A 23,091-nucleotide genomic window follows, 5' to 3' on the forward strand; every position below is an offset into this window, starting at 1 on the left:
CTCCTCGTCGCGGCCGCCCCGGTGACGAGGCGGGTTCGAGCGGGATCGGCCCGGAGAGCCGATGTGGCCACGAGGTTGCCGCGGCGCCGTTTCGACCGGTGCCGCGCGGTGTTTCACCGTGGTGAAGAACGGTGCGGTGGTGTTACGCGCGGGTGAACGCCATGGGGCGGGCCGCCGTGCGGCGCACCGTGCCCCGTTCCCCCGCCCGCCCCGTAGGGCCCGCGCGGGACCACCCGCGGGTGGCGGGGCTACGGGGCGGGTCGTGTCAGACCGCGGCCTGCGCGGGCTCCATCGGGTCCGGCAACAGGCGGGTGAGTTCGCTGGCGAGGTAGGCGACCTCGGCCAGGTGCCCGTACTCGCGCACGGCGTTGTCGACGGTCTTGCGCAACCGGTTGTTCACTCGCTCGGAGCGCACCTTCTGGGCCGCGTGTAAGGCGCGCTCGGCCAGCACGGTGCACTGCTCCGGTTCACGCTGGAGCAGGTGAACGGTGGCCATGCCGATGAGGTTGAGCACGTACGAGCGCTGGTGTCCGGGCTGGTTCCGGCTGACCTCCTGGCCGAACAGCTCCACGGCCCTGAGCATCGAGGGCTGGGCCAGGTGCGCGTATGTCGGGCTGCGCCCCGCCACGTACGCGAGATCGCGGTAGGAGTGGGCGTTCTCCGCGTGCAGCTCTGCCTCGGAGAAGAAGCGAATCCAGTCGGGGTCACCGTCGCCCGGGCCGCAGTCGGCGAAGGTCTCCTCCGCCATCTTCACGGCCCGGTGGCTCTTGTTCGGCTGACCCATGTTCGCGTACGCCCGGGCCTCCATCGAGTACAGCATCGCCTGAGTGCGCGCGGTGGCCGACTCGCGCCCCCCGTACTGCGCGAGATGGATCAGCTCTAACGCGTCCTCCGGGCGCCCCAGGTGGATCATCTGGCGGCTCATGCTGGAGAGCACGTACGCGCCCAGCGCGCGGTCCCCGGCCTCCCGGGCGGCGTGCAGCGCCAGCACGAAGTACTTCTGCGCGGTGGGGTGCAGGCCGATGTCGTAGCTCATCCAGCCGGCGAGTTCCGCGAGTTCGCCGGCGGCGCGGAACAGGCGCTTCCCGATGAGCTCTGGCTGCGGCTCCTGCAACAGGTCGGTCACCTCGTGCAGTTGCCCCACGACCGCCTTGCGGCGCAGCCCGCCGCCGCACTGGGCGTCCCACTGGCGGAACATGCGCGTGGTCGACTCCAGCATGTCCAGCTCCGGCCCCGACAGCCGCGCACGGCCCGCCTGTTCCGCCCGGCGCCCCTCACCGGGCACCGGGGGGGCCACACCGCCGGGCGCGGGCACCAGCCAGCGTTGCATGGGCTCCACGAGCGCGGGCCCGGCCGCCAGGGCGAGCGAGGTGCCGAGGAAGCCGCGCCGCGCCAGCATCAGGTCGCTGCGGGAGAACTCGCTGATCAGCTGGACCGTCTGCGGCCCCGTCCAGGGCAGGTCCACGCCGGATACGGAGGGCGCCTGGTGGTGGGCCCGCAGGCCCAGGTCCTCGACGCTGACCACGCAGCCGAACCGCTCGGACAGCAGCTCGGAGAGGATGCGCGGGATCGGCTCACGCGGCTGCTCGCCGTCGAGCCACCGCCGTACGCGCGAGGTGTCGGTGCTGATGTGGTGGGCGCCGAGCTGACGCGCCCTACGGTTCACCTGTCGGGCCAACTCCCCCTTGGACCAGCCACTGCGGAGAAACCACGAACCCAGCTGCTCGTTGGGTCGCTTCTCAGCGCTTCCGCAGTTGCCGCCCACTGGAACGCCCCCACTTCGAGAGTCACTTCATCGTTCACCCGGCCGCGACCGCACCATCGTCGCCGGGCCCTCGCCGTCCGCGCCAGCCCCTGACGCTCACCCTGGCTAGCGCCTCCGTATCACACTCCGCCGAGCGCCTTTCGCGCAGGGGGCGGGGTGCGGGGCGCTCGCCGTCGCGTCCGTGACCGGGGGTGCCGCCGTACGGCGCGCCAACACAACCGTGGGCCAGTCGACTTGACCCACGACGAACTGTCGCCAACCCGGCCAGATGACAGGCCAGATTCCGGCTCACATGCACCGACGGTAATCCTACGATCACTGCCCCAGCGAGCCGCTCCCGGGAAACGCCACCATTCGCCACCCCTTCGAATGAACTCCCCTGTCCCTCACCACGATTCACTTGTCGCAGGTCGCCCTCACAAGGCGCAGTGGTGCGCCACGGGGCGTGCGTTCGGCAACACACCACCCGGTGCGCGACAGCACGCCGTCTGGCCGTCGGCAGCCGCCGAGGGCCCTGGCGGAACTCCAACTCGTAACCATCAAGAGCGCAACCCGTTGGAGGGAGCATGGGCTTCACGATCGGCGGCATCCGGGACATGCGGTCGGCCTCACGGCGCCGTGGCCGCGCGAGCGAGAGCACAACGCTGGCGGAGTACACCGGACTGTGGGGGTGGGACGTGGTGCCCGGAGCCCGCGCCGTACGGGGCGCCGGTGGAGCGCGTGAGTGTTCGTGCGGGGCCGCCGACTGCTCCGCCCCCGGGGCCCACCCGCTCCCCCGGACGCGGCCGGTCCCCGCCGGCTCCACCCTCGACGACGCGGCGGCGATCTGGGCCGGTACGCCGGGGGCCGCCATGCTTCTGCCCGTCGGGCGGACCTTCGACGTGCTGGAGGTGGGCGAGGCGGCGGGGCGGCACGCGCTGGTCCGACTGGAGCGCATGGGGCTGCCCCTGGGCCCGGTGACCGTCACCCCGGAGGGGCGGGCCCAGTTCTTCGTCGCCCCCGGAGCCGCGACCGAACTGCCCCACCTGCTCTACCGCATGGGCTGGGACGACGCCGACCTCGACCTACGCTGCCTCGGCCCCGGTGAGCACGTCACGGCACCGCCCTCGGACCGTGGGGGCCTGGGCCCGGTCCGCTGGCTCCGCCCGCCCCTCCTCGACACCGCCGACAACCCCCCACACGCCCGGCTGCTCCTCGGCACCCTCGCGTACGTCTGCCATCGCTCGGCCACCTGAGCCCCCGCAGGCCGCCTGCCCGCTCGCGCTCCGCGCGCCGGACCCGCGCCACCACGGCGCGGGCGACGGAGCGCCTGCGCGACCGCGCCGGCACAGCTCCCGCCGCTCCACAGCACGGTGGCACTCCCCACCACCCACCCTGGGGCGTACGCCGCCACCGGGGCACGGGGCACGGGGCACGGGGCACGGGGCACGGGGCACGGGGCACGGGGCAGAGCTCACCACGGGAGCGCCCACGGGGCACGGAGCGGCGGCAGACGCCAGGCGTGGCGGGGAACGTCATCCGATCACGAGACGGGGCCACGGGGCCGTGGCCCCGTGCACCACACGCCCGCCTCCGCACCGTCAGCGCGGCCCACGACGCACCCCTTCCAGCGCGCTCACACGGAGCGAGCCTCCCGACGCCACCCCCAAGGGGCGTGGGGACGCCCCCGCTCGCCGGCACCCCGTAGCGCACGCGAAGGGCCGCCCCGCGCGGCGCGGGGCGGCCCTGACCGATCGTCGCGAGCTCAGTCGCCGATCAGCGCGTCCACGAACGCCTCCGGCTCGAACGGGGCCAGGTCGTCCGCGCCCTCGCCCAGGCCCACGAGCTTGACGGGGACCCCGAGTTCACGCTGGACGGCGACCACGATGCCGCCCTTGGCCGTGCCGTCGAGCTTGGTCAGCACGATGCCCGTGATGTCCACGACCTCGGCGAAGACGCGCGCCTGGATGAGGCCGTTCTGGCCGGTCGTGGCGTCGAGGACGAGCAGGACCTCGTCGACCGCGCCGTGCTTCTCCACCACCCGCTTGACCTTGCCCAGCTCGTCCATCAGGCCGGTCTTGGTGTGCAGCCGTCCCGCGGTGTCGATGAGGACGACGTCGGCTCCCTCCGCGACGCCCTCCTTCACCGCGTCGAAGGCGATGGACGCGGGGTCGCCCCCCTCCGGGCCGCGCACCGTGCGGGCGCCGACGCGCTCGCCCCACGTCTGGAGCTGGTCGGCGGCGGCGGCGCGGAAGGTGTCGGCCGCGCCGAGCACCACGGACTTGCCGTCGGCGACCAGTACACGGGCGAGCTTGCCGGTGGTGGTGGTCTTGCCGGTGCCGTTGACACCGACGACGAGCACCACGCCCGGCTTGTCCTGGCCGTCGGTGGTGACGCCGCTCTCGGTGTGCACGGTGCGGTCGCTGTCGCTGCCGATGAGCTGCAGCAGTTCGGTACGGAGCAGGTCGCGCAGTTCCTCGGGCGTACGGGTGCCGAGCACCTTGACGCGCTCGCGCAGCCGCTCCACCAGCTCCTGGGTGGGCGCGACGCCGACGTCCGCGGTCAGCAGCGTGTCCTCGATCTCCTCCCAGGTGTCCTCGTCGAGGTGCTCGCGCGAGAGGAGGGTCAGCAGCCCCTTGCCGAGGCTGTTCTGCGAGCGCGAGAGGCGGGCGCGCAGCCGCACCAGGCGGCCCGCGCTCGGCTCCGGCACCTCGATCTCGGGCGCGGGTGGCGCCGCTGGCGCTTCGGGCTCCGCCGTGGCGGCCCCGGGCAGATCCACCTCCTCGATGGTGCGACGGGGCTCTTCGCGCGGGGTCTCGGCTTCCTCACCGACGTGTGGCTCGGCGGGCGGCGCGGTGACGGACGGGCTGCTCGGCGGGGCCGGGGGCAGCTGCTTCTTCTTGCGGCTGCTGACGACGAGCCCGCTGATCGCGCCGAGCGCGACCACAGCGATGACTACAGCAAGGATGAGGATTTCCATAACGGACCCAGTATCGGCCACGCGTCCGGAATCACGGCGCCATCAGTTGGTGGCGAGGACCAAAGCCGCTTAACCATCGAACTTGGAGCAAAGTACGATGGCATGCGACGATGCAACGCGCGTAGAGTCCCCCGCGTTCCCTCCGGCGGCTGCCACCGCCACCGTTTGCACGCACGGAGCCCTCATCCATGGACCAGACGTCCGCCGCGTCCACCACCCCCCGCGCCACGCCGGCCGACTCCGTCAGGGCCACCGCCGCGAGCGCCGTCGAGACCCGCGGCATCGAGCCGGTGCCGGCCCACGAGCGTCACGGCCGGGTGCGTGAGCTGTTCCCGACCTGGGTGGCCGCCAACATCAGCGTGCTGCTGCTCACGATGGGGGCGGGGCTGGTGGTCTTCAACCGGCTCAGCCTCTGGCAGGTGCTGCTCGTCGCCGTGTGCGCCGCCACCGTCTCCTTCGGCATGGTGGGGGTGTTGTCGGTCTCCGGGAAGTGGGGCGGCGCGCCGGGCGCGATGCTCTCGCGCGCGACGTTCGGGGTGCGCGGGAACTACTTCCCCGGCGCCGTGTTGTGGGTGGCCCGCTTCGGCTGGGAGACGATCAACGCCGTCACCGGGGCGTACGCCGTGCTGACGATCCTGGACCTGCTGTTCGGCGTGCGGCAGAACAACCTGCTGGTCGTCGTCACGCTGGTTGCCTTCGTGGCCACCACCTTCGCGGTGAGCGGCATGGGTCGGGCGGTGCTGAACGTGTGCAACCGCTGGTCGACTTATGTCTTTGGCGCCTTCAGCGTGCTCGTCCTCGGCTACCTGATCGCCGACACCGACTGGGGCTCCGTCTTCGACCGCCCCGCCGGCAGCACCGCCATGGTGATCGCGGGCATCGGGACCATCGCGGCCGGCGGCATCAGCTGGGTGCCCACGGGGCCGGACTTCACGCGGTACCTGCCGCACGCGGCGTCCGGCCGCGGGATCGTCGGCGCCACCGTCTCCGGCGCGGCCCTGGTGTTCGTCCCCATGGTGCTCATGGGCGCCGTGATGGCCGTCGCGACGCCGGACCTGGCCTCCGCCGTCGACCCCGTGTCCTTCCTCGGGGACGTGCTGCCCACCTGGCTCGCGGTGCCGTACCTGATCACCGCCCTGGTGGGGATGCTGTTGATCAACAGCCTCTCGATGTACTCGGCCGGCTTCACCGCGCAGACCATGGGCGTCAGGCTGCCGCGCGCGCTGGCTGTCTCCGTCAACGCCGTGATCAGCCTGGTCGGCGGACTGCTCCTGATGCTGGTCGCCAAGAGCTTCTACGGCTCGTTCATCACCTTCCTCACCCTGCTCGCCGTCTCGTTCTCGGCCTGGATCGGCGTGTACGCGGTGGACATGTTCCGCCGCCGCGCGCTGGCCGTGCGCTACGACGCGCGAGGGCTGATGGACACCGGCCGTGGCAGCCGCTACTGGTACACAGGCGGCTTCTGCTGGCAGGCCATGGTCGCCTGGGCGCTGGCCCTGACGTTCGGGCTGTGCTTCACCCGCGTCGACTGGTTCACGGGGCCGCTGGCGACGAGCTGGATCGGGCGCAACGGCCTCGGGTGGGCCGCCACGATCCTGATCGCCGCGGTGAGCTTCGCGCTCCTCCCACGCCCTCGCGAGAGCGCCGGCGCCGCCTCACACGGAGCGGCCGGCGATGGCCAGAAGTGGAACCCCGCCGGCTGATCCGCGCCCTACCACCCGACCGCCCCGCCGGCTACCGTCCCCTTCGCCGTCCTCGGACCGTCCATGGCGAAGGGGATACCCATGTCCGCTGCCCTGCCCACTGGCCCGCCGACGGCGCCGACCACCGCCGTGCGGTTCAACCTCGTGGACCCGACGGCCACCCCGGAGTCCCTCTCCCGGCGCTACCGCGCGGCCATCGACATGGCCGCCTTCGCCGACGACCGCGGCATCGGCACCATCCAGGTCGAGGAGCACCACGGCGCCGTCAACGGGTGGCTGCCCTCCCCCCTCACCTTCGCCGGCACCGTCTTCGGCGCCACCCGTCAGATCTCGGTCACCGTCGCCGCGCTGCTCGCCCCGCTGTACGACCCGCTGCGGCTCGCCGAGGACATCGCCGTACTCGACCTGCTCAGCGGCGGCAGGCTGGTCACGGTCGCGGGCCTTGGCTCGCGCCGCGCGGAGTACGGAGCGCACGGCAAGGACTGGCGCTGGCGCGGCAAGCTCCAGGACGAGGCCCTGGAGACGCTGCTCGCGGCCTGGACCGGCGAGCCGTTCGGATACCGGGGCCGCACCGTACGCGTCACCCCGCGTCCGTACACGCAGCCACACCCGCCGCTGTACATCGGCGGCGGCTCCCGGCCGGCGGCGCGGCGCGCGGCGCGCCTGGGGCTGCCGATGTTCCTGAACGCGCATCTGCCCCGGTTGGCGGCGTACTACCGGGCGCGGTGCGCGGAGTACGGCACGGCGGGGCGGTGTGTGATGCCCGCGCCCCGTACCCCGGTGCTGCACCTGTCCGAGGACCCCGACCGCACCTGGGCCACGTTCGGGCAGCATCTGCTGCACGAGGCCCGGGTGCACGCCTCGTGGCAGGTGCCCCCCGCGCGCTCCGGGGCGCATCCACCGGTCAGTGATGTGGACACGCTCCGCCGTCAGGGCCGGTACCGCGTGGTGACGCCCGACGAGTGCGTGGAGTTGGCGGGCAGCCTCGGGGAGGGCGGGCGGCTGGTCCTGCACCCGTTGTGTGGCGGCATCCCCGTCGAGGAGGGGTGGAGCTCCCTGCACCTGTTCGCGAGCGCCGTACTGCCGAAGATCGGCTCGGCCACGTCCCGGTGACGGGGCGCCGCCGGCCCCAAGGCGCGCGCCCACGGGGCCGGGCCCCGGGAGCGGGTCGGGCGGGCTCAGCCCATCTCCTCCAGTGTCTTGCCCTTGGTCTCCGGTACCCATCTGAGGACGAAGGGGATCGAGAGCACGGCGAAGGCCGTGTACATCACGTACGCGCCGGAGAGGTTCCAGTCGGACAGGGTCGGAAAGCTGACGGTGATCGCCCAGTTGGCCACCCACTGGGCGGAGGCGGCCACGCCGAGCGCGGCGGCGCGCAGCCGGTTGGGGAACATCTCGCCGAGCAGCACCCAGACCACCACGCCCCAGGACAGGGCGAAGAAGAGCACGAAGAAGTGCGCGGCGACCAGGGCCACGGCGCCCTGGGTGTCCGGCATCCTGATGTCCTCACCGGTGCCGGTCTTGGCCGAGAACGCCCAGGCGGCGACGCCGAGGGAGAGCGCCATGCCGGCCGATCCGACGAGCGCCAGCGGCTTGCGGCCGAGTCGGTCGACGCAGCTCATCGCGATCACGGTGCCGATGATGTTGATGATCGACGTGGTGAAGCTGTAGAAGAACGAGCTGCTCGGGTCGATGCCCACGGACTGCCACAGCGACGACGAGTAGTAGAAGATCACGTTGATGCCGACAAGTTGCTGGAAGACCGAGAGTCCGATGCCGATCCACACGATCGGCAGCAACCCGAACCGGCCACCGCGCAGGTCCCGGAACGTGGGACGGTGCTCGCGGCGCATGGCCTCCTGGATCTCGGCGACGCGTACGTCGACGTCCACGGCCGTCCCCTCGATCTCGGACAGCACCCGCCGGGCCTGGTCGTGCCGGCCCGCGGAGATCAGGTAGCGGGGCGATTCGGGGATGACCAGTGAGAAGAGCCCGTAGAGGAGGGCGGGCACGATCATCACACCGAGCATCCACTGCCATGCCTCGAGACCCGCGACGGTGCCGCGCTGGTCGCCGCCGGCCAGATGGAGGATGCCCCAGTTGACCAGTTGCGAGACGGCGATGCCGGTCACGATCGCCGCCTGCTGGAAGGAGGCCAGCCGGCCCCGGTAGGCGGGCGGGGAGACCTCGGCGATGTAGGCGGGGCCGATCACGGAGGCCATGCCGATGGCGACGCCGCCGAGCACGCGCCACAGAGCCAGGTCCCACAGGGCGAACGGCAGCGCCGAGCCGACCGCGCTGACGGTGAACAGCACGGCGGCGATCCGCATGCAGCGGATGCGGCCGATCCGGTCCGCGACGCGACCGGCGGTCGTCGCACCGACGGCGCAGCCGATGAGGGCCGCCGCGATCACCTGTGCCAGGGCGCCGGAGCCGATGTGGAACCGGTCGCGGATCGCCTCGACCGCCCCGTTGATGACCGAACTGTCGTAGCCGAAGAGAAAGCCGCCCATGGCGGCTGCCGCGGTGATGAAGATGACGTGGCCGAGGTGCTCGGGTGCGGCCTCCCGGCCGTCCGGCGTCGGCGGCTGCGCGCTGTGGGTCAACGTGTACTCCTGGGGCCCGGCGACGCCGCCGGGTGTGGGGGTGGGCACTCCCAGTGGGGCACGACGGGGCGCGGACCACCACTCGGAGGCGGCTGCCGGGCCGAAGCGGCCGGCGCCGCCCCGTCGCCCGCTTGGTGGCGCGGGGTGGCGGACCCTCGCGCCGGTCGCGGCCCCGGCGCGAGACCGCCCCGTGGGATGTGTCGGCGGCACGACCCACGGGGCGGCCCGTGGGGCCCTCAGCGCAGCCGCTGGCTGATGACCTTCGACACTCCGTCGCCCTGCATGGACACGCCGTACAGCGCGTCGGCGACCTCCATGGTGCGCTTCTGGTGCGTGATCACGATGAGCTGCGAACTCTCCTGCAGCTCCTCCATGATCCGGATCAGCCGCTGGAGGTTGGTGTCGTCCAGCGCCGCCTCGACCTCGTCCATCACGTAGAACGGGCTCGGTCGAGCCTTGAAGATCGACACCAGCAGGGCGACGGCGGTCAGCGAGCGCTCGCCGCCGGACAGCAGCGACAGCCGCTTGACCTTCTTGCCCGGCGGGCGCGCCTCCACGTCCAGGCCGGTGGTCAGCATGTTCTCGGGGTCGGTGAGGATCAGCCGGCCCTCGCCCCCGGGGAACAGCCGCGAGAAGACGCCCTCGAACTCGCGCGCCGTGTCCCGGAACGCCTCCGTGAAGACCTGTTCCACCCGTTCGTCCACGTCCTTGATCACCTGGAGCAGGTCGGCCCGGGTCTTCTTCAGGTCCTCGAGCTGCTCCGTCAGGAACTTGTGTCGCTCCTCCAGCGCCGCGTACTCCTCAAGCGCCAGCGGGTTCACCTTGCCGAGCTGCTGGTACGCGCGCTCCGCGGCCCGCAGTCGCTTCTCCTGCTGGCTCCGTACGAAGGGCACCGGCTGGTTTCGCGGGTGCTCCGGGTCCGGTGGCAGCTCCTCGCCCTCGGCGGGCGGCGACGGCGGCACCAGCTGGTCGGGGCCGTACTCGGCGACGAGCCCGGCCGGCTCCACGCCCAGCTCCTCCAGCGCCTTCGTCTCCAACTGCTCGATCCGTAGCCGCTTCTCCGCACCGAGGACCTCGCCCTTGTGGACGGAGTCCGTCAGCTTGTCGAGCTCCGTGGCCAGGCCGCGGCCCCGTTCCCGCTCCGTGACCAGCTCGGCCTCGCGCTCCGTCTTCGCCCGCTCGGCCGCCCGCCGCTCCTGGTCGGCGCGGTGCAGCGAGACCTCCACATGCGCCAGGAGCTGCCGGGCGGCGGCGGCCACCGCGGCGCCGACGGTCGCCTCGTGGCGCAGCCGGGCCCGGCGCTGCTCGGCCCGCGCCCGCGCCTCGCGCTCCGCCCGCGCTCCCCGGTCCAGGGCGTCCGCGCGGCCGGCGAGACCCTTGACCCGCTCCTCGTGCGTACGGACCTGGAGCCGGGCCTCCATCTCCGTCTGCCGGGCGTTGGCCCCGTCGGCGACCAGCCGGTCGCGTACGGCGGTGTCGGGCTCGTCCGCCCCGTCCTCACCGAACGGCGACTCCTCCTCCGCCACGCGCAACCGCTCGGCCAGCTCCGCCTCCTCGTCCCGCGCCCGCACGAGAGCCTCCTCGGCCTGGGCGGCGGCGGCCGTCATCCGCTCCGCCTCACCCGCGGCGCCCCGTGCCTGGCCGCCGAGCCGCCCGAGGGACTGGGCCACCCGTGACTTCTCCCGGTCGGCGGCACTGCGCCGGCTCGCCAACTCCTCCACCAGCGTCGCCGCCTCGGCTCGCCGGTGCTGTGCCGCGCCCTGCGCGGCGGCGAGTTCCTCGCAACGCACCGCCAGCTCCGTGAGCTGCCCCGCCGCCTCGTCCACCTGGGCCTGTACCTCCAGGAGGCTGGGCGCCCCGGCCGAGCCCCCCTGGGCGAAGTGGCCACCCAGCAGATCGCCCTCGGCGGTCACCGCGATGAGCTCGGGCCGCGCCGCCACCAGGTCCTCGGCGTCCTCCAGGGCCGTGACGACGGCCACGTCCCGCAGCAGCCGCCGCACCGCGGGCAGCAGCTCGGAGGGCCCGCTCACCAGGTCGGCGGCCCACAGCGGCGCCGCCGACTCGTCCCCGCCGCCCGCCGTCGAGCCACCGCCGGTCGCGGCGTAGCCCACCTGTCCGACCGTCGCGGTGGCGGCCCCGGGGGCGCTCGCCTCGACACTGGCGCCCCGGGCCGCATCCGCGCTCTCTCTCGTACGCTCCGGGTCGTCTGCCGCGCGCTCCGGGGCGTACGGAGTGGCGCTCAGCAGTAGGGCCGCTCGGCCCGCATCCTGCTTGCGCAGCAGCCGCAGGGCGTGGGCCGCCGTCGCGGGATCGGTGACGGCGACGGCGTCCGCGGCGGCACCCAGGGCGGCGGCCAGCGGCACCTCGTACCCGGGAGCGACGGCCAGCAGCTCGGCGACGGGGCCCAGCAGCCCACCGAGTTGGTCGCCCGCGCCGAGGAGTGCCCCCGTGCCGTCCTTGCGGCGTAGCCCTATGGCCAGCGCGTCGTGGCGGGCCATCGTCGCCGCGCGCTTGCGCTCGGCCACCGTCGCCGCCTCGCGGGCCGCGCTCAGCGCGGACTCCGCGTCGACCAGATCCCGCTTGGCCCGCTCGTGCTGCTCGGCCAGCTCCGCGTCGCCCTCGTCGAGGCCGTCGACCTCGGCCTTCAACTCCTCGTACTCCTCCTGCGCGGCCACCGCCCGCTCCCTGGCCTCGTCGCGGGCGTGGGTCAGCCGGTCGATCTCGGCCTGGGCCGAGGTGGCGCGGCTGCGGGCGGCGTTCACCTGGCCGTGCAGCCGGGCCAGGCCCTCGCGGCGGTCGGCCAGGGCGCGGGCCGCGTCACGCAGCCTGCGCTCCTCGTGCGCGAGCTGACGCTCCAGCTCGGCACGGTGGGCCACGGTGTCCTCCAGCGCCCGGCTCACCGCCTCCAGAGCGGCCTCCAGCTCGGCCTCCTGCTCGCGGACGCGCTGGGCCTCGCGCTCCATCTCCTCGGGATCGCGGCCCCGTCGCTCCTCCACCGGCGCGGAGGTCGCGCTCTTGACCCGCGCGTCGGCGAGGCTGATCGTGCCCCGTACGCGTTCGGCGAGCTGCGACAGTTCGTGCCAGGTCTGCTGGGCGCGTACCAGTCGGGGCGAGAGCGCGCGGACCTGCTCCTCCAGTGCGGCCTCGCGCTGTCGCGCGGTACGCAGCGCGCTCTCCGCAGTCTCCTTGCGCTCCTTGAGCGCGGCCTCGTCGGCGACCTCGGTCCGCAGTGCCTGACGCAGCGCCACCAGGTCGTCGGCGAGCAACCGCAGCCGGGCGTCGCGCAGGTCGGCCTGGATGACGGCGGCCCGGCGGGCGACGGCCGCCTGCCGTCCCAACGGTTTGAGCTGGCGGCGCAGTTCGTCGGTCAGGTCCTGGACGCGGGCCAGGTTGGCCTGCATCGCGTCCAGCTTCCGAACCGCCTTCTCCTTGCGCTTGCGGTGCTTGAGTACGCCGGCCGCCTCCTCGATGAACGCCCTGCGCCCCATCGGGTCGGCATGGAGCACGGAGTCGAGTTGGCCCTGTCCGACGATGACGTGCATCTCGCGGCCGATGCCGGAATCGGAGAGGAGTTCCTGGATATCGAGCAGCCGGCACGTGTCGCCGTTGATCTGGTACTCACTGCCGCCATTGCGGAACATGATCCGCGTAATGGTGACCTCGGCGTAGTCGATCGGCAACGCGCCGTCGGCGTTGTCGATCGTGAGGGAGACCTCGGCGCGGCCGAGCGGGGGCCGGCCGGTGGTGCCCGCGAAGATGACGTCTTCCATCTTGCCGCCGCGCAGCGACTTGGCGCCCTGCTCGCCCATGACCCACGACAGGGCGTCCACCACGTTGGACTTGCCGGACCCGTTGGGACCCACGACGCAGGTGATGCCCGGTTCGAAACGCAGCGTCGTGGCGGAGGCGAAGGACTTGAAGCCTCGCAGGGTCAGGCTCTTGAGGTGCACGCCGTCGGACTTTACCGCTCACCCGTCGAGCGACAGCCGTCCGCGGCGCGCACCCGGGCGCGCCGCGACAGCCTTTTCGGTTTCACCGGGGAAAGTGAAGGGCACATCAGACGGTAGGGAAAACTCGAATGACTGGACGAGAAACAGCGGAGCGAAAACGACGAAGGGACGCCGAAGCGTCCCTTGCAGATTCTCAAGCGGGTGGCGATGCTGCCCGACCGTCCCCTGGGGGAACAACGGGTCAGGCAAGCGCAGGCTCCGCCTGGGGTACGTCGATGCTGTCGAGCAGCGAGTCGCTGTGCTGGGCGGCGGCGGACAGCGCGTCATTCTCGGCCTGCATCCGAATGAGCTCGGATTCGAGGTCCTGTACGCGCTGCTGAAGCCGTCGCATCTCGGCGAGGACTCGGGGGTCGGAGCCGCCGACGTAACCGAGAAGCGCCTTTGCCATGATGGATGGTCCTCCACAATGAGTGACCGACCGGAGCGGTTTGGGTCGTGAGGGATTCGCACCCGCGGTGTCTGCCATCACTACTGACTTCAATGCCAAACAGTTAAGGTGCGCGGGGTTTCCAGCGTCTCACCAAAAAGTTTGACGGTCAACACGATCACGCCCCGTATCGGCAGGGCGGTCGAGCGGGCGCGGCAACGGACCGTGCGGCGCAACTCCGTCTCGTGACCCATCAGGGCGTGGAGATCATCCTTAGTTCCGCAGCCTTCCACGGACGCGCCGTATTGGCAACCACCAGGCTATTTCTGTCCGGCGCACATCCCGGGGCACGCGGGGCACGGCCTCGCGCTGACACTCCTGTCAGCGAATTTCGAAGGTCGCGTATCCGCCTCGCGGGGTGTCCCAAATCTCAGTGACTCCGTCGACCCGTCCGGGCGTGTCGCCCGTGCGGAGCCACTCCAGCAGTTCGTCGCAGCCCGCCCTGGGCCCCTCAGCCACCACCTGGACCCGCCCGTCCTCCAGGTTCGAGGCGAAGCCGACCAGCCCACCGATGCGCAGGGCGGTGGCCCGCGTGAACCAGCGGAACCCGACCCCCTGGACCCGACCCCGCACCCAGGCGGTGAGGCGCACGTTCTCGTTCATACCGGCACGCTAGCCGGCTGGCCCCGCCAGGTTCGCCCCGGCCCGGCCTCTGACCGAGGTGAGGCGTCGGGTAGCGCGCGGCCGGCCTCGCCACGCGGGCGAAGCCGAGGGCCGGTGAGGCGGCGTCGCGTCGACGGCCGGTACGACTGGAGGGAGCCGCGAGGCCCTGCGTGCCGGCCGCGAGCCTCCCGGCCGGGGGCTGGCGTGTCGCTCAGGCCGCCACGGGGCGGGGCGGGCGCTGGCAGCGGGGGCAGAAGTAGCTGGACCGGTTCATCCAGGGGCTGCGACGCATCGCCGCCCCGCACCGGCGGCACGGCTCGTCCTCGCGCCCGTACGCGTCCAGGGAGCGATCGAAGTAGCCGGACTCGCCGTTGACGTTCACGTACAGGCTGTCGAAGCTCGTGCCGCCCACGGCCAGCGCGGCTCGCATGACGTCCCGGACGTGGCCGAGCAGTTCGCTCGCACGGGGGCGGGGGAGGCTCGCCGTGGGGCGCTCGAAGTGCAACCGCGCGCGCCACAGCGCCTCGTCCGCGTAGATGTTGCCCACGCCGCTGATCAGGGACTGGTCCAGCAGGGCGCGCTTGACGGTGGTGCGGCGGCGGCGCAGGGCCGCGAAGAAAGCCGCGTCGTCGAAGGCCGGATCCAGGGGGTCGCGGGCGATGTGCCCGATGACGTCCGGCAGGCCGTCGAGGGTTCCGGGCAACTGGTCGTGCAGCGAGAGGCCACCGAACGTCCGCTGGTCGACGAAGCGCAGTTCGGTCCCCGTCGTATCGGCGAACCGCACGCGGATGCGCAGGTGCTTCTCGTCGGGAGCCGTCTCGGGCTGTACGAGCAGCTGGCCGCTCATGCCGAGGTGGCCCAGGACGGACCGTCCCGTGGCCCCGTCGCCCGCGCCGTCAGCGGCCCCGGGGCGTAGGTCGAGCGCTCCGTGCGCCACGCCCCGTGCCCCGTGCTCCGTCACACCGTGGGAGTGCTCCGTGCTCCGCGCCGACGGGCGACCCGGGGCGGTGGCACCCACCGCGTCCAGCGGCAGCCAGAGGTACTTGCCGCGCCGGCAGGCCGCGGCGAAGCGGTGCCCGACGAGCTGGTCGGCGAAGTCGACGGGGCCCGCCAGGTGGCGTCGGATCGCGCGCGGATGCAGGACCTGCACCTCGGTGATGACGCGACCGGTGACCCAGCGCTCCAGACCGCGACGGACGACCTCGACTTCGGGGAGTTCCGGCACGTGATCCTCCACGGAGGTCGGGACCCGTCCTACGGGTCGGAGGGTGATCGGCCCGCGCGGCACACGGTAGGGCCGCGCGGCGCGGGGGTACGCGTACGGGCCCACCGGTGGTGACCGGTGGGCCCGTCGAACACGGATCGGCTCGTGCGGCGCGGCGCGTGAACGGCGCCGTCCGCGCGCCGTCACCGTGCGGTGGGTTCAGCCTCTCCAGGAGGGCCGGCCGGCGCGGACGGGGCGACGGCCCCGTCCGGGGACGCCGTGGCCGCGGTCGCACCACGCGCGTCGGAGCCGCCAGCGGGGGCTCCTTCCGCGGCAGCGGCGGCGGCCTTGTCGGCCGCCGCGCGGATCGCCCGCCAAGCGGCCTCGGCCGCCTGTTGCTCGGCTTCCTTCTTGCTGCGGCCGGTGCCGGTGCCGTACGCGACACCACCGACGCGAGCGGCAGCCGTGAAGACCTTCTCGTGGTCAGGGCCCGTCTCGGAGACCAGGTACTCGGGCACGCCGAGCCCCTCGGTCGCCGTCAGCTCCTGCAGGCTCGTCTTCCAGTCGAGGCCCGCGCCGAGGTTCGACGAACGCTCGATCAGTGGATCGAAGAGCCGATGCACCAGTTCGGCGGCGGCGTCGAGGCCCTGGTCGAGATAGACCGCGCCGATCACCGCCTCCAGGGTGTCGGCCAGGATGGATGCCTTGTCCCTGCCGCCCGTGCCCTCTTCGCCCCGACCGAGCCGGATGAACGCGCCCAGATCCAGGCCGCGACCCACCTCGGCGAGCGCGCGCGAGTTGACCACCGCGGCCCGCAGCTTGGCCAGTTGGCCCTCGGGCAGATCGGGGTGGATGCGGTACAGCGTGTCGGTGACCACCAGGCCGAGCACCGAGTCCCCGAGGAACTCCAGCCGCTCGTTGGTGGGCAACCCGCCGTTCTCGTACGCGAAGGAGCGGTGCGTGAGCGCACGCACCAGAAGGGCGGACTCCAGGTGATACCCGAGCCGCCCTTCCAGAACGGTATGAGACGAGGCCGTGTCTGCCGTCGCCGATACATCTTCCCCGCGCTTGCGGAGCGGCGTCTTGGCGTCTGACATGAAGCCTGTCACCCGCCGATCAGACCTCGAGGACCTGGCGGCGGTTGTAGGTGCCGCAGCTCGGGCACGCGATGTGCTGCTGCTTCGGCTCGTGGCAGCGCTCGCACGCCACCAGGGTGGGGACCGCAGCCTTCCACTGCGACCGGCGGTGGCGCGTGTTGCTGCGCGACATCTTCCGCTTCGGAACAGCCACGGCTACTTCTCCTGTGGGTCATCCCCGCTGTCGCGAGGGGTGTTGTCCTTCTCGCCGTCCTGGACGGTCTCAGCGAGTCCCTGCAGTGCCGCCCAACGGATGTCGACGGCTTCTTGGTGATGGTGGTCCGGGTCGTCCGCCAGCCGTACTCCGCACTCGGGGCACAGGCCAGGGCAGTCCTCCTGGCACACCGGCTGCAACGGCAGTGCGAGCACCACCGCGTCCCGCAGCACGGGCTCAAGGTCGAACAGGTCGTCCTCGAGGAAGAGCGTGTCCTCCTCCTCGGCGTCGTCGCCGGTCTCCGCGGTGCGGCTCCGGTCGTCGGCGTCGGGGTAGGAGTACATCTCCTGGAAGTCCGCTTCGAGCTCACGCCCCAGCGGCTCCAGACACCTTACGCACTCCCCTGTGAGCGGCGCACGGGCGGTGCCCGTAACGAGCACTCCCTCCATGACCGCTTCCAGCCGGAGGTCGAGCTCCATGGCCGCACCCTTGCGCACGCCGATCATCTCGACACCGAGATCACTCGGGGCCTCGATCGAACGGGAGAGCCGCTTGAGCGCACCAGGACTCCGCCCCAGCTCTCGTGTGTCGAACACGAGCGGGGATCGATGGTCGAGGCGGGCGTTCAGGGCTTCCTGCTTTCTACGCTGCGGCACGGGCAGCCCCTTGTCGCGGTGGTACGAGACGAAGCGGGCAGCCGAAACCGCAGATGTACGTGCGGCCGAAGAGCCAGGATACTGGACGGGTCGCCGTTGACCCAATCCGCGCCGATCGCCCCCGTCGTCCGCCCACCGCTCCCGCACGCGCCCCGGGCCCTGTCGCGCCTCCGTACGTTCACCGCACGACCGCACCGACGGGGCTGCGGGGCGGCGCCCGGGCGCGGGGCTCTCGATGCTCCAGCTCGCGGCGGTTCGAGCTGGAGCACCCTCGCGCGCGGGCTCGATCGGTTCGAGTCGAGCCCCCGGCTTCGCGCCCCGGAGCGCATGGCAGCTCCATCGTGCGCTCCGGGGCGCTCTGGGCCCCCGCACGGTACGCGGGCAGGGGGGAGCCGTGTCGGCCGGGACGTGGCCGGCCGGGGGCGGGCTGTTCCCTACGGTGCCACGACACGCGCCCCCGCACCCGGGTGACGGGAGCGGGGGCGCGTAGGGTGCTCGCTGGGCGACGGCGCGGGTCAGCGGCCCTGTTCGTACTGACGGAGCTGGTCCAGGTTGATCATGCTGGTGTCGAAGAGACTGGTCTCGTCCAGTGCGGGGGTGCCCGTGGGGCGGGGCGGGTGCTGTTGCTGGTGCGCGTCGAGCGTCTGGGGCTCCGCGTATCCGGCGTGCGGGTCGTAGCCGTGCTGCTGGGGCGGCTGTTCCTGCCAGCCGTAGTCGCTCGCGGGCTGGGCGGCGGCGGGCTGCTGCTGGTAGTCGTGTGCAGGCTGGGCCGCATACGGGTCCGGCTGGGCGTACTGCTGCTGGTAGCCGTACGCGTCCTGCTGATATCCCGCCTGGGCGTAGTAGTCCGCGTACTCCGGCTGGGCCGGCACCTCGGGCGGGGCCGGGGGCTGCTGGGGCGGCATCGGCCGCTGGTCGGGCATCGGCGGCTGCTGGACGGGGGCCGGCGGGGCACTGCGCGGGTCGGTGACGTGCTGGCTGGTGGCGAGGTCGGCCAGGTAGTCGTCGTCGCTGGTACGCAGACCGGCGGCGCCCGCGGCGTCCTGCGCGGCCATGTGGGCGCCCAGCTCGTCCTCCTGCGTGCCGAGCAGCTTCTGCCTGCCCCGGCCGACCGCCTCCAGGGTCTTGGCGAGCACGGCGGCCACGGCGCCCAGCTTGGCGTCCACGTACTCGTCCGCGCGCAGCCGCAGCGTCTCCGGGTCCGCGCTGCGCTCGGGCGCCTGGTCGAACTGGCCGTTCTCGTCGACGTCGCCGTACGCGCCGGCCGGACCGCGCCCGAGGAGCTTCTCGCGGCCCCGGTCGACGGAGCCGATGGTCTTGGTGAGGACGACCTCGAAGTTGGCGAGCTTGCTGTCGACGTAGTCGTCGGCCTCGGCGCGGATCTCCTCGGCCTCGCGGCGCGCGTCGGCGAGGATGCGGTCCGCCTCCTCCTGCGACTGGCGGGCCACCTCGGTCTGCGAGATCAGCGAGCCGCGCTGGGAGTGGGCGGTCTCGATGATCCGCTCGGCTTCCTGTCGGGCGGCCTCGACCATCTGGTCGCGGTCACCGATCACCTCACGGGCCTGGGCGAGGGAGCCGGGCAGCGCCGTCCGCAGCTCTTCGAGCCTGGCGAGCAGCTCGGCCCGGTTCACCACGCAGGAGGCCGACATGGGCATGGATTTCGCGCTGCCGACGGTGCCGACGATCTCGTCGAGCTTCTTCTGCACGTCCACCTTGGGTGCTCGCACTCTCTAGGCCGAAGGGTCGGGACGGGACCGACTGTACGGGCAGTGGGCTCCCGCCCGACACCTCCTGACAAACCGTCAGCCCCTCAGCGTTCGGCGAGCCGCTCCGTCAGGTGCCGGAGAACCAGCGGCGGCACCAGGTGGGAGACGTCGCCGCCCCAGGCCGCGACCTCCTTGACCAGGCTGGAGGAGAGGAAGCTGTAGATGGGGTTGGTGGGCACGAAGAGCGTCTCCACCCCGGACAGGCCGTTGTTCATCTGGGCCATCTGCAACTCGTAGTCGAAGTCGCTGACGGCGCGCAGGCCCTTGACGATGGCGGGGATGTCGCGCTGCTTGCAGAAGTCGACGAGGAGCCCGTGGAACGACTCCACCTCGACGTTTCCGTACTCGGCGGTCGTCTCGCGCAGGAGGTCGATGCGCTCGTCGACGGTGAACAGCCCCTGCTTGGACTTGTTGATCATCACGGCGACGTGCACGACGTCGTACAGCTTCGAGGCGCGGGCGATGATGTCGAGGTGTCCATTGGTGACGGGGTCGAAGGACCCCGGACAGACGGCGCGGCGCAAGAGTGGTTCCTCGCTCTCCAGTGCGGTCATGACGCGCTGTGGTGGTTCGTCGTGGCGGTGCTGCGTGAAGCGGCGCGACCGTACCAAAACGTGCCCTCCCCGTAGCGACGAGACCGTAGCCCCTCGAAACCGGTCGGCCACCGGAACTCGCCGCCCCTGGTGCTCCGCTCCACGGTGACCAGCGCCTGTGCCGCGAGCCAGCCATTGCCGCGGAGTGTGAGGAGGATCTCCCGGAGATCGTCGTCGGTGACGGCGTACGGAGGGTCGAGGAACACCACGTCGTACGGCGCTCCCGGGACGGGGCCGGCGACGATCCGCTCCGCCTTGCCCGAACGCACCTCGGCGCCGGGCAGACCCAGCGTCCGGACGTTCTCGCGAACCACCCGGGCGGCGCGGGCGTCGGCCTCCACCAGGAGCGCGTGCGCGGCGCCCCGGGAGAGCGCTTCGAGGCCGACGGCGCCCGAGCCGGCGTACAGGTCGAGCACCCGCGCCGCCGTCAGCGAGCCGAGGAGCGACCCCCAGGTGGCGAAAAGGCCCTCGCGCGCGCGGTCCGAGGTCGGTCGGGTGCCGGTGCCCGGCGGTACGGCGAGACGACGTCCGCCGGCGGCTCCGGCGATCACGCGGGTCATCTGCTGGTCGGCCCTTCGTGGTGGGGAAGGTGGCCCCGGTCGGCCACCGCTCCCCCACGATATGGCGTCGCCCGACGGACGACTCGGGGGCCGCACCCGGCCGGGCGGTGTCGCGAACGGGCACGCGCGGCGGGACCGGGCGACGGCACTGGCGCGAGCGTACGGACCCACGTCGGGCGGGCGGCGGCGCGGCCGTGAGTCGCCGTCTCACGGAGGCGAGGGGGCGACGACGGGGCGCCCTTCCCGCGCGCCGCCCGCTCCGGGCCGCGAGGGCGTACGCGTCGTCCTCGGCGCCTGTCACGAACGGCGCGCCCCGTCGCGTATCTCCCAGCGGGCCAGCCGCTCGGCACGCCGCGACACCACCGGCACGTGGCCCCGTGCCCCGTGCCCCGTGCCCCGTGCCCCGTGCCCCCAGGCAGGATCGCCCCTGCGCGCTCCGTGTCTCGCGCTGCCTACGCCCTGCTCGGTGGCGGGTTCACCGGCCGCACCGTGCCCCGTGGCGACGGAGCCTCGGGGATCAGCCCTTGTCGAGGTACTGCTCGCGCTCGGCGTCCAGGAGGGCGTCGAGCGCCGTGCGCAGCGCGGGGAGCCGCTCCAGCTCCGGATCGGCCGTGACGGTCGCCACGGCCTCCTCACGGGCGGCGGCGATGATCTCCTCGTCGTCGATGACGGCCAGCATGCGCAGGCTGGAGCGCACGCCGGACTGGGCCTGTCCCAGTACGTCGCCCTCGCGGCGTTGCTCCAGGTCGATGCGGGACAGCTCGAAGCCGTCCAGCGTCGCCGCCACGGCCCCCAGCCGACCACGGGCCGGGCTGGCCTCGGGCATGTCGGTGACCAGCAGGCACAGCCCGGGCGCGGAGCCTCGGCCGACCCGGCCGCGCAACTGGTGGAGCTGGGAGACACCGAAGCGGTCCGCGTCCATGATCACCATGGCCGTGGCGTTGGGCACGTTGACACCGACCTCGATCACCGTGGTGGCCACCAGCACGTCCACCTCGCCGGCGGCGAAGCGGCGCATCAGCGCGTCCTTGTCGTCGGGGTGCATGCGCCCGTGCAGCGGCTCGACGCGCAGTCCCGCGAGCGCGCCCCTGGTGAGTTGTTCGGCGATGTCGAGCACGGCCAGCGGGGGCCGTCGCTCCCCCGCCCCGTCCGCGCCCTCCGCCGAGTCCTCCTCGCCGCCCGCACCGTGGTCCCCGGCGGGGCCGGTCGGGTCGCCCGCACCGCGTCGTGCCGCCTTCGTGTCCTTGCGCTCCTTCGGGGCGTCCTCCTCGTCACCGATCCGGGGGCAGACCACGTACGCCTGGTGCCCGGACTCCACTTCCTCCCGTACGCGCTCCCAGGCGCGGGCGAGGAAGTGGGGCTTGTCCTTGGCCGGGACCACGTGGCTGGCGATGGGCGAGCGCCCCGCGGGCAGTTGGTCGAGGACCGAGGTCTCCAGGTCGCCGAAGACCGTCATCGCGACGGTACGGGGGATGGGTGTGGCCGTCATGACCAACAGGTGTGGCGGCCGGTCCGCCTTGGCCCGTAGCGCGTCACGCTGCTCCACGCCGAACCGGTGCTGTTCGTCGACCACCACCAGTCCCAGATCGTGGAAGCGCACCTTGTCCTCGATGAGCGCGTGCGTGCCGATCACCAGGCCCGCGTCGCCGGTCACCAGGTCGAGCAGCGCCTGGCGCCGCGCAGCGGCCCCCATGGAGCCGGTGAGCAGCACGACCTTGGTGCCGTGTTCGGCGCCGCCGAGCATGCCGCCCTCGGCCAGTTCGCCCATCATCTCGACGATCGAGCGGTGGTGCTGCTGGGCCAGTACCTCGGTCGGCGCGAGCATCGCGGCCTGCCCTCCCGCGTCCACCACGGCGAGCATCGCGCGCAGCGCCACCAGCGTCTTGCCACTGCCGACCTCGCCCTGGAGCAGCCGGTGCATGGGGTGGTCGGTCGCCAGGTCGTGGAGGATCTCGGCGGACACCCGCCGCTGGCCCTCGGTGAGCGTGAACGGCAGCTTGGCGTCGAAGGCGTCCAGCAGCCCGTCACGGCGCCGCGCACGGGGCACGGCGGGGAGTAGGGCGTCCGCGTGCCGCCGGCGTGCCAGAGCGACCTGGAGGACGAACGCCTCGTCCCACTTGAGCCGGTCGCGCGCCGCCGCGATGTCCGCCTTGGTACGCGGCCGGTGGATCTTCAGCAGGGCGTCTGGCAGCGTCTCGAAGCCGCGCCCCTCGCGGAGCGCCTCGGGCAGCGGGTCGACCACGCCCTCCCAGCCCGTCGCCTCCATGGTGTCGAGGAGCATGCCGACGGACGTGGCCAACTGCCAGGAGGCGAGCTGCTTGCAGGCGGGGTACAGCGGCAGCAGCTGGTTCGCGAAGGCGTCCACGGCCCCGGCGGCGTCCTCGGCCTGGTCCTGGTCCAGAAGCTCGTAGTCGGGGTGGGAGAGCTGACGGGTGCGGTTGAAGACCGAGACCTTGCCGGCGAACATCCCCTGCCGTCCGGGCAGCAGCGCCTTCTCGTGGTGGAAGACGCTCCGTCCGAAGAAGACCAGGGTCAGCGCTCCGCTGCCGTCGGTCACCACGACTTCGAGCCGTACGCCCTTGCCGTGGTTGAACGTCTTCTTCGTGGCCTTCGCCACCCGCGCGACCACCGTGACGTGCTCGTCCAAGGGCAGGTCGGCGAGCCGGGTGAGCTCACCGCGCTCGGCGTACCGGCGCGGGTAGTGGTGCAGCAGGTCCCCGACGGTATGCAGGTCGAGGTGGGCGGCCATCACCTTCGCGGTGTTGCCGCCGACGATCTTCTTCAGGGGTTCATCGAGCGCGGGCACGCGGTCCATTGCACACCACAGCACTGACACCGTGTGCGACGCTCCCCGCCGCCGCGCCCCCGCGCCGCCCACGCGGCGGCCGGCACGGTCCCTCCCCACCGGGAGGGTTCACCGCCCCGTGCCCCGTGCCCCGTGCCCCGTGC

General features: G+C 72.6%; 17 protein-coding genes. 3 read left to right on the top strand and 14 right to left on the bottom strand.

All coding sequences use genetic code 11. From position 1 onward, the window contains the following. Window positions 1–265 precede the first annotated feature (265 nt). Window positions 266–1,765 carry a hypothetical protein gene (locus tag ACFVFR_RS04035; RefSeq protein WP_383697870.1) on the bottom strand — a complete coding sequence of 500 codons (1,500 nt, stop codon included), beginning with the start codon at window positions 1,763–1,765 and terminating at the stop codon, window positions 266–268. Window positions 1,766–2,331: 566 nt separating this feature from the next. Between ACFVFR_RS04035 and ACFVFR_RS04040 the strand changes: the two genes are divergently transcribed. Continuing rightward, window positions 2,332–3,000: a bifunctional DNA primase/polymerase gene (locus tag ACFVFR_RS04040; RefSeq protein WP_383697872.1), complete on the top strand. Its 669-nt coding sequence runs from the start codon at window positions 2,332–2,334 to the stop codon at window positions 2,998–3,000. 509 nt (window positions 3,001–3,509) lie between these two features. Here ACFVFR_RS04040 and ftsY read toward each other — a convergent pair. Continuing rightward, window positions 3,510–4,724, bottom strand: coding sequence for a signal recognition particle-docking protein FtsY (ftsY, locus tag ACFVFR_RS04045; RefSeq protein WP_383697874.1), 1,215 nt, complete (start codon window positions 4,722–4,724; stop codon window positions 3,510–3,512). A 188-nt stretch (window positions 4,725–4,912) separates the two neighbouring features. Between ftsY and ACFVFR_RS04050 the strand changes: the two genes are divergently transcribed. Both ACFVFR_RS04050 and ACFVFR_RS04055 read left to right on the top strand, forming a co-directional pair. Beyond that, complete coding sequence (locus tag ACFVFR_RS04050; RefSeq protein WP_383697876.1) at window positions 4,913–6,427, top strand: purine-cytosine permease family protein; 1,515 nt, start codon at window positions 4,913–4,915, stop codon at window positions 6,425–6,427. An 81-nt stretch (window positions 6,428–6,508) separates the two neighbouring features. Beyond that, on the top strand, window positions 6,509–7,540 hold the full coding sequence (locus ACFVFR_RS04055; RefSeq protein ID WP_383697878.1) for an LLM class flavin-dependent oxidoreductase: 1,032 nt from the start codon (window positions 6,509–6,511) through the stop codon (window positions 7,538–7,540). A gap of 65 nt (window positions 7,541–7,605) precedes the next feature. On the opposite strand, the gene ACFVFR_RS04060 is transcribed toward ACFVFR_RS04055, so the two are convergent. From ACFVFR_RS04060 to recG, 12 genes are all read right to left on the bottom strand, one after another. After that, window positions 7,606–9,033 (bottom strand): sugar porter family MFS transporter, encoded by a 1,428-nt coding sequence (locus tag ACFVFR_RS04060; RefSeq protein WP_383697879.1) that lies wholly within the window; start codon window positions 9,031–9,033, stop codon window positions 7,606–7,608. A gap of 236 nt (window positions 9,034–9,269) precedes the next feature. Beyond that, a complete protein-coding gene (locus ACFVFR_RS04065; protein WP_383697880.1) occupies window positions 9,270–12,983 on the bottom strand; it encodes an AAA family ATPase in 3,714 nt (1,237 codons plus the stop codon). A 241-nt stretch (window positions 12,984–13,224) separates the two neighbouring features. Beyond that, on the bottom strand, window positions 13,225–13,431 hold the full coding sequence (locus ACFVFR_RS04070) for a hypothetical protein (RefSeq protein ID WP_349990202.1): 207 nt from the start codon (window positions 13,429–13,431) through the stop codon (window positions 13,225–13,227). A 360-nt stretch (window positions 13,432–13,791) separates the two neighbouring features. After that, window positions 13,792–14,073 (bottom strand): acylphosphatase, encoded by a 282-nt coding sequence (locus tag ACFVFR_RS04075; RefSeq protein WP_383697882.1) that lies wholly within the window; start codon window positions 14,071–14,073, stop codon window positions 13,792–13,794. 211 nt (window positions 14,074–14,284) lie between these two features. Further along, entirely contained in the window at window positions 14,285–15,298 is a 1,014-nt protein-coding gene (gene mutM, locus ACFVFR_RS04080; RefSeq protein WP_383697883.1) for a bifunctional DNA-formamidopyrimidine glycosylase/DNA-(apurinic or apyrimidinic site) lyase, read from the bottom strand. 182 nt (window positions 15,299–15,480) lie between these two features. Continuing rightward, window positions 15,481–16,374 carry a ribonuclease III gene (gene rnc, locus ACFVFR_RS04085; protein WP_383697885.1) on the bottom strand — a complete coding sequence of 298 codons (894 nt, stop codon included), beginning with the start codon at window positions 16,372–16,374 and terminating at the stop codon, window positions 15,481–15,483. 19 nt (window positions 16,375–16,393) lie between these two features. Further along, entirely contained in the window at window positions 16,394–16,567 is a 174-nt protein-coding gene (rpmF, locus tag ACFVFR_RS04090) for a 50S ribosomal protein L32 (RefSeq protein WP_009714764.1), read from the bottom strand. Window positions 16,568–16,569: 2 nt separating this feature from the next. Then, on the bottom strand, window positions 16,570–17,223 hold the full coding sequence (locus tag ACFVFR_RS04095; protein WP_383697887.1) for a YceD family protein: 654 nt from the start codon (window positions 17,221–17,223) through the stop codon (window positions 16,570–16,572). A 515-nt stretch (window positions 17,224–17,738) separates the two neighbouring features. After that, window positions 17,739–18,935 (bottom strand): cell division initiation protein, encoded by a 1,197-nt coding sequence (locus tag ACFVFR_RS04100; protein WP_383698059.1) that lies wholly within the window; start codon window positions 18,933–18,935, stop codon window positions 17,739–17,741. Window positions 18,936–19,033: 98 nt separating this feature from the next. Next, window positions 19,034–19,543, bottom strand: a complete 510-nt coding sequence (gene coaD / locus ACFVFR_RS04105; RefSeq protein ID WP_383697889.1) for a pantetheine-phosphate adenylyltransferase — start codon at window positions 19,541–19,543, stop codon at window positions 19,034–19,036. Next, window positions 19,540–20,142 carry a 16S rRNA (guanine(966)-N(2))-methyltransferase RsmD gene (gene rsmD / locus ACFVFR_RS04110; RefSeq protein WP_383697891.1) on the bottom strand — a complete coding sequence of 201 codons (603 nt, stop codon included), beginning with the start codon at window positions 20,140–20,142 and terminating at the stop codon, window positions 19,540–19,542. The genes coaD and rsmD overlap by 4 nt, the downstream gene beginning before the upstream one ends. Before the next feature lie 517 nt (window positions 20,143–20,659). After that, the gene (gene recG / locus ACFVFR_RS04115) at window positions 20,660–22,957 is read right to left on the bottom strand and encodes an ATP-dependent DNA helicase RecG (protein WP_383697893.1); all 2,298 of its coding nucleotides are present in this window, start codon (window positions 22,955–22,957) and stop codon (window positions 20,660–20,662) included. Window positions 22,958–23,091 lie beyond the last annotated feature (134 nt).

Origin of the sequence: Streptomyces sp. NPDC057702 (genome assembly GCF_042799315.1) — a bacterium.
In the GTDB taxonomy this organism is placed as follows: Bacteria; Actinomycetota; Actinomycetes; order Streptomycetales; family Streptomycetaceae; genus Streptomyces.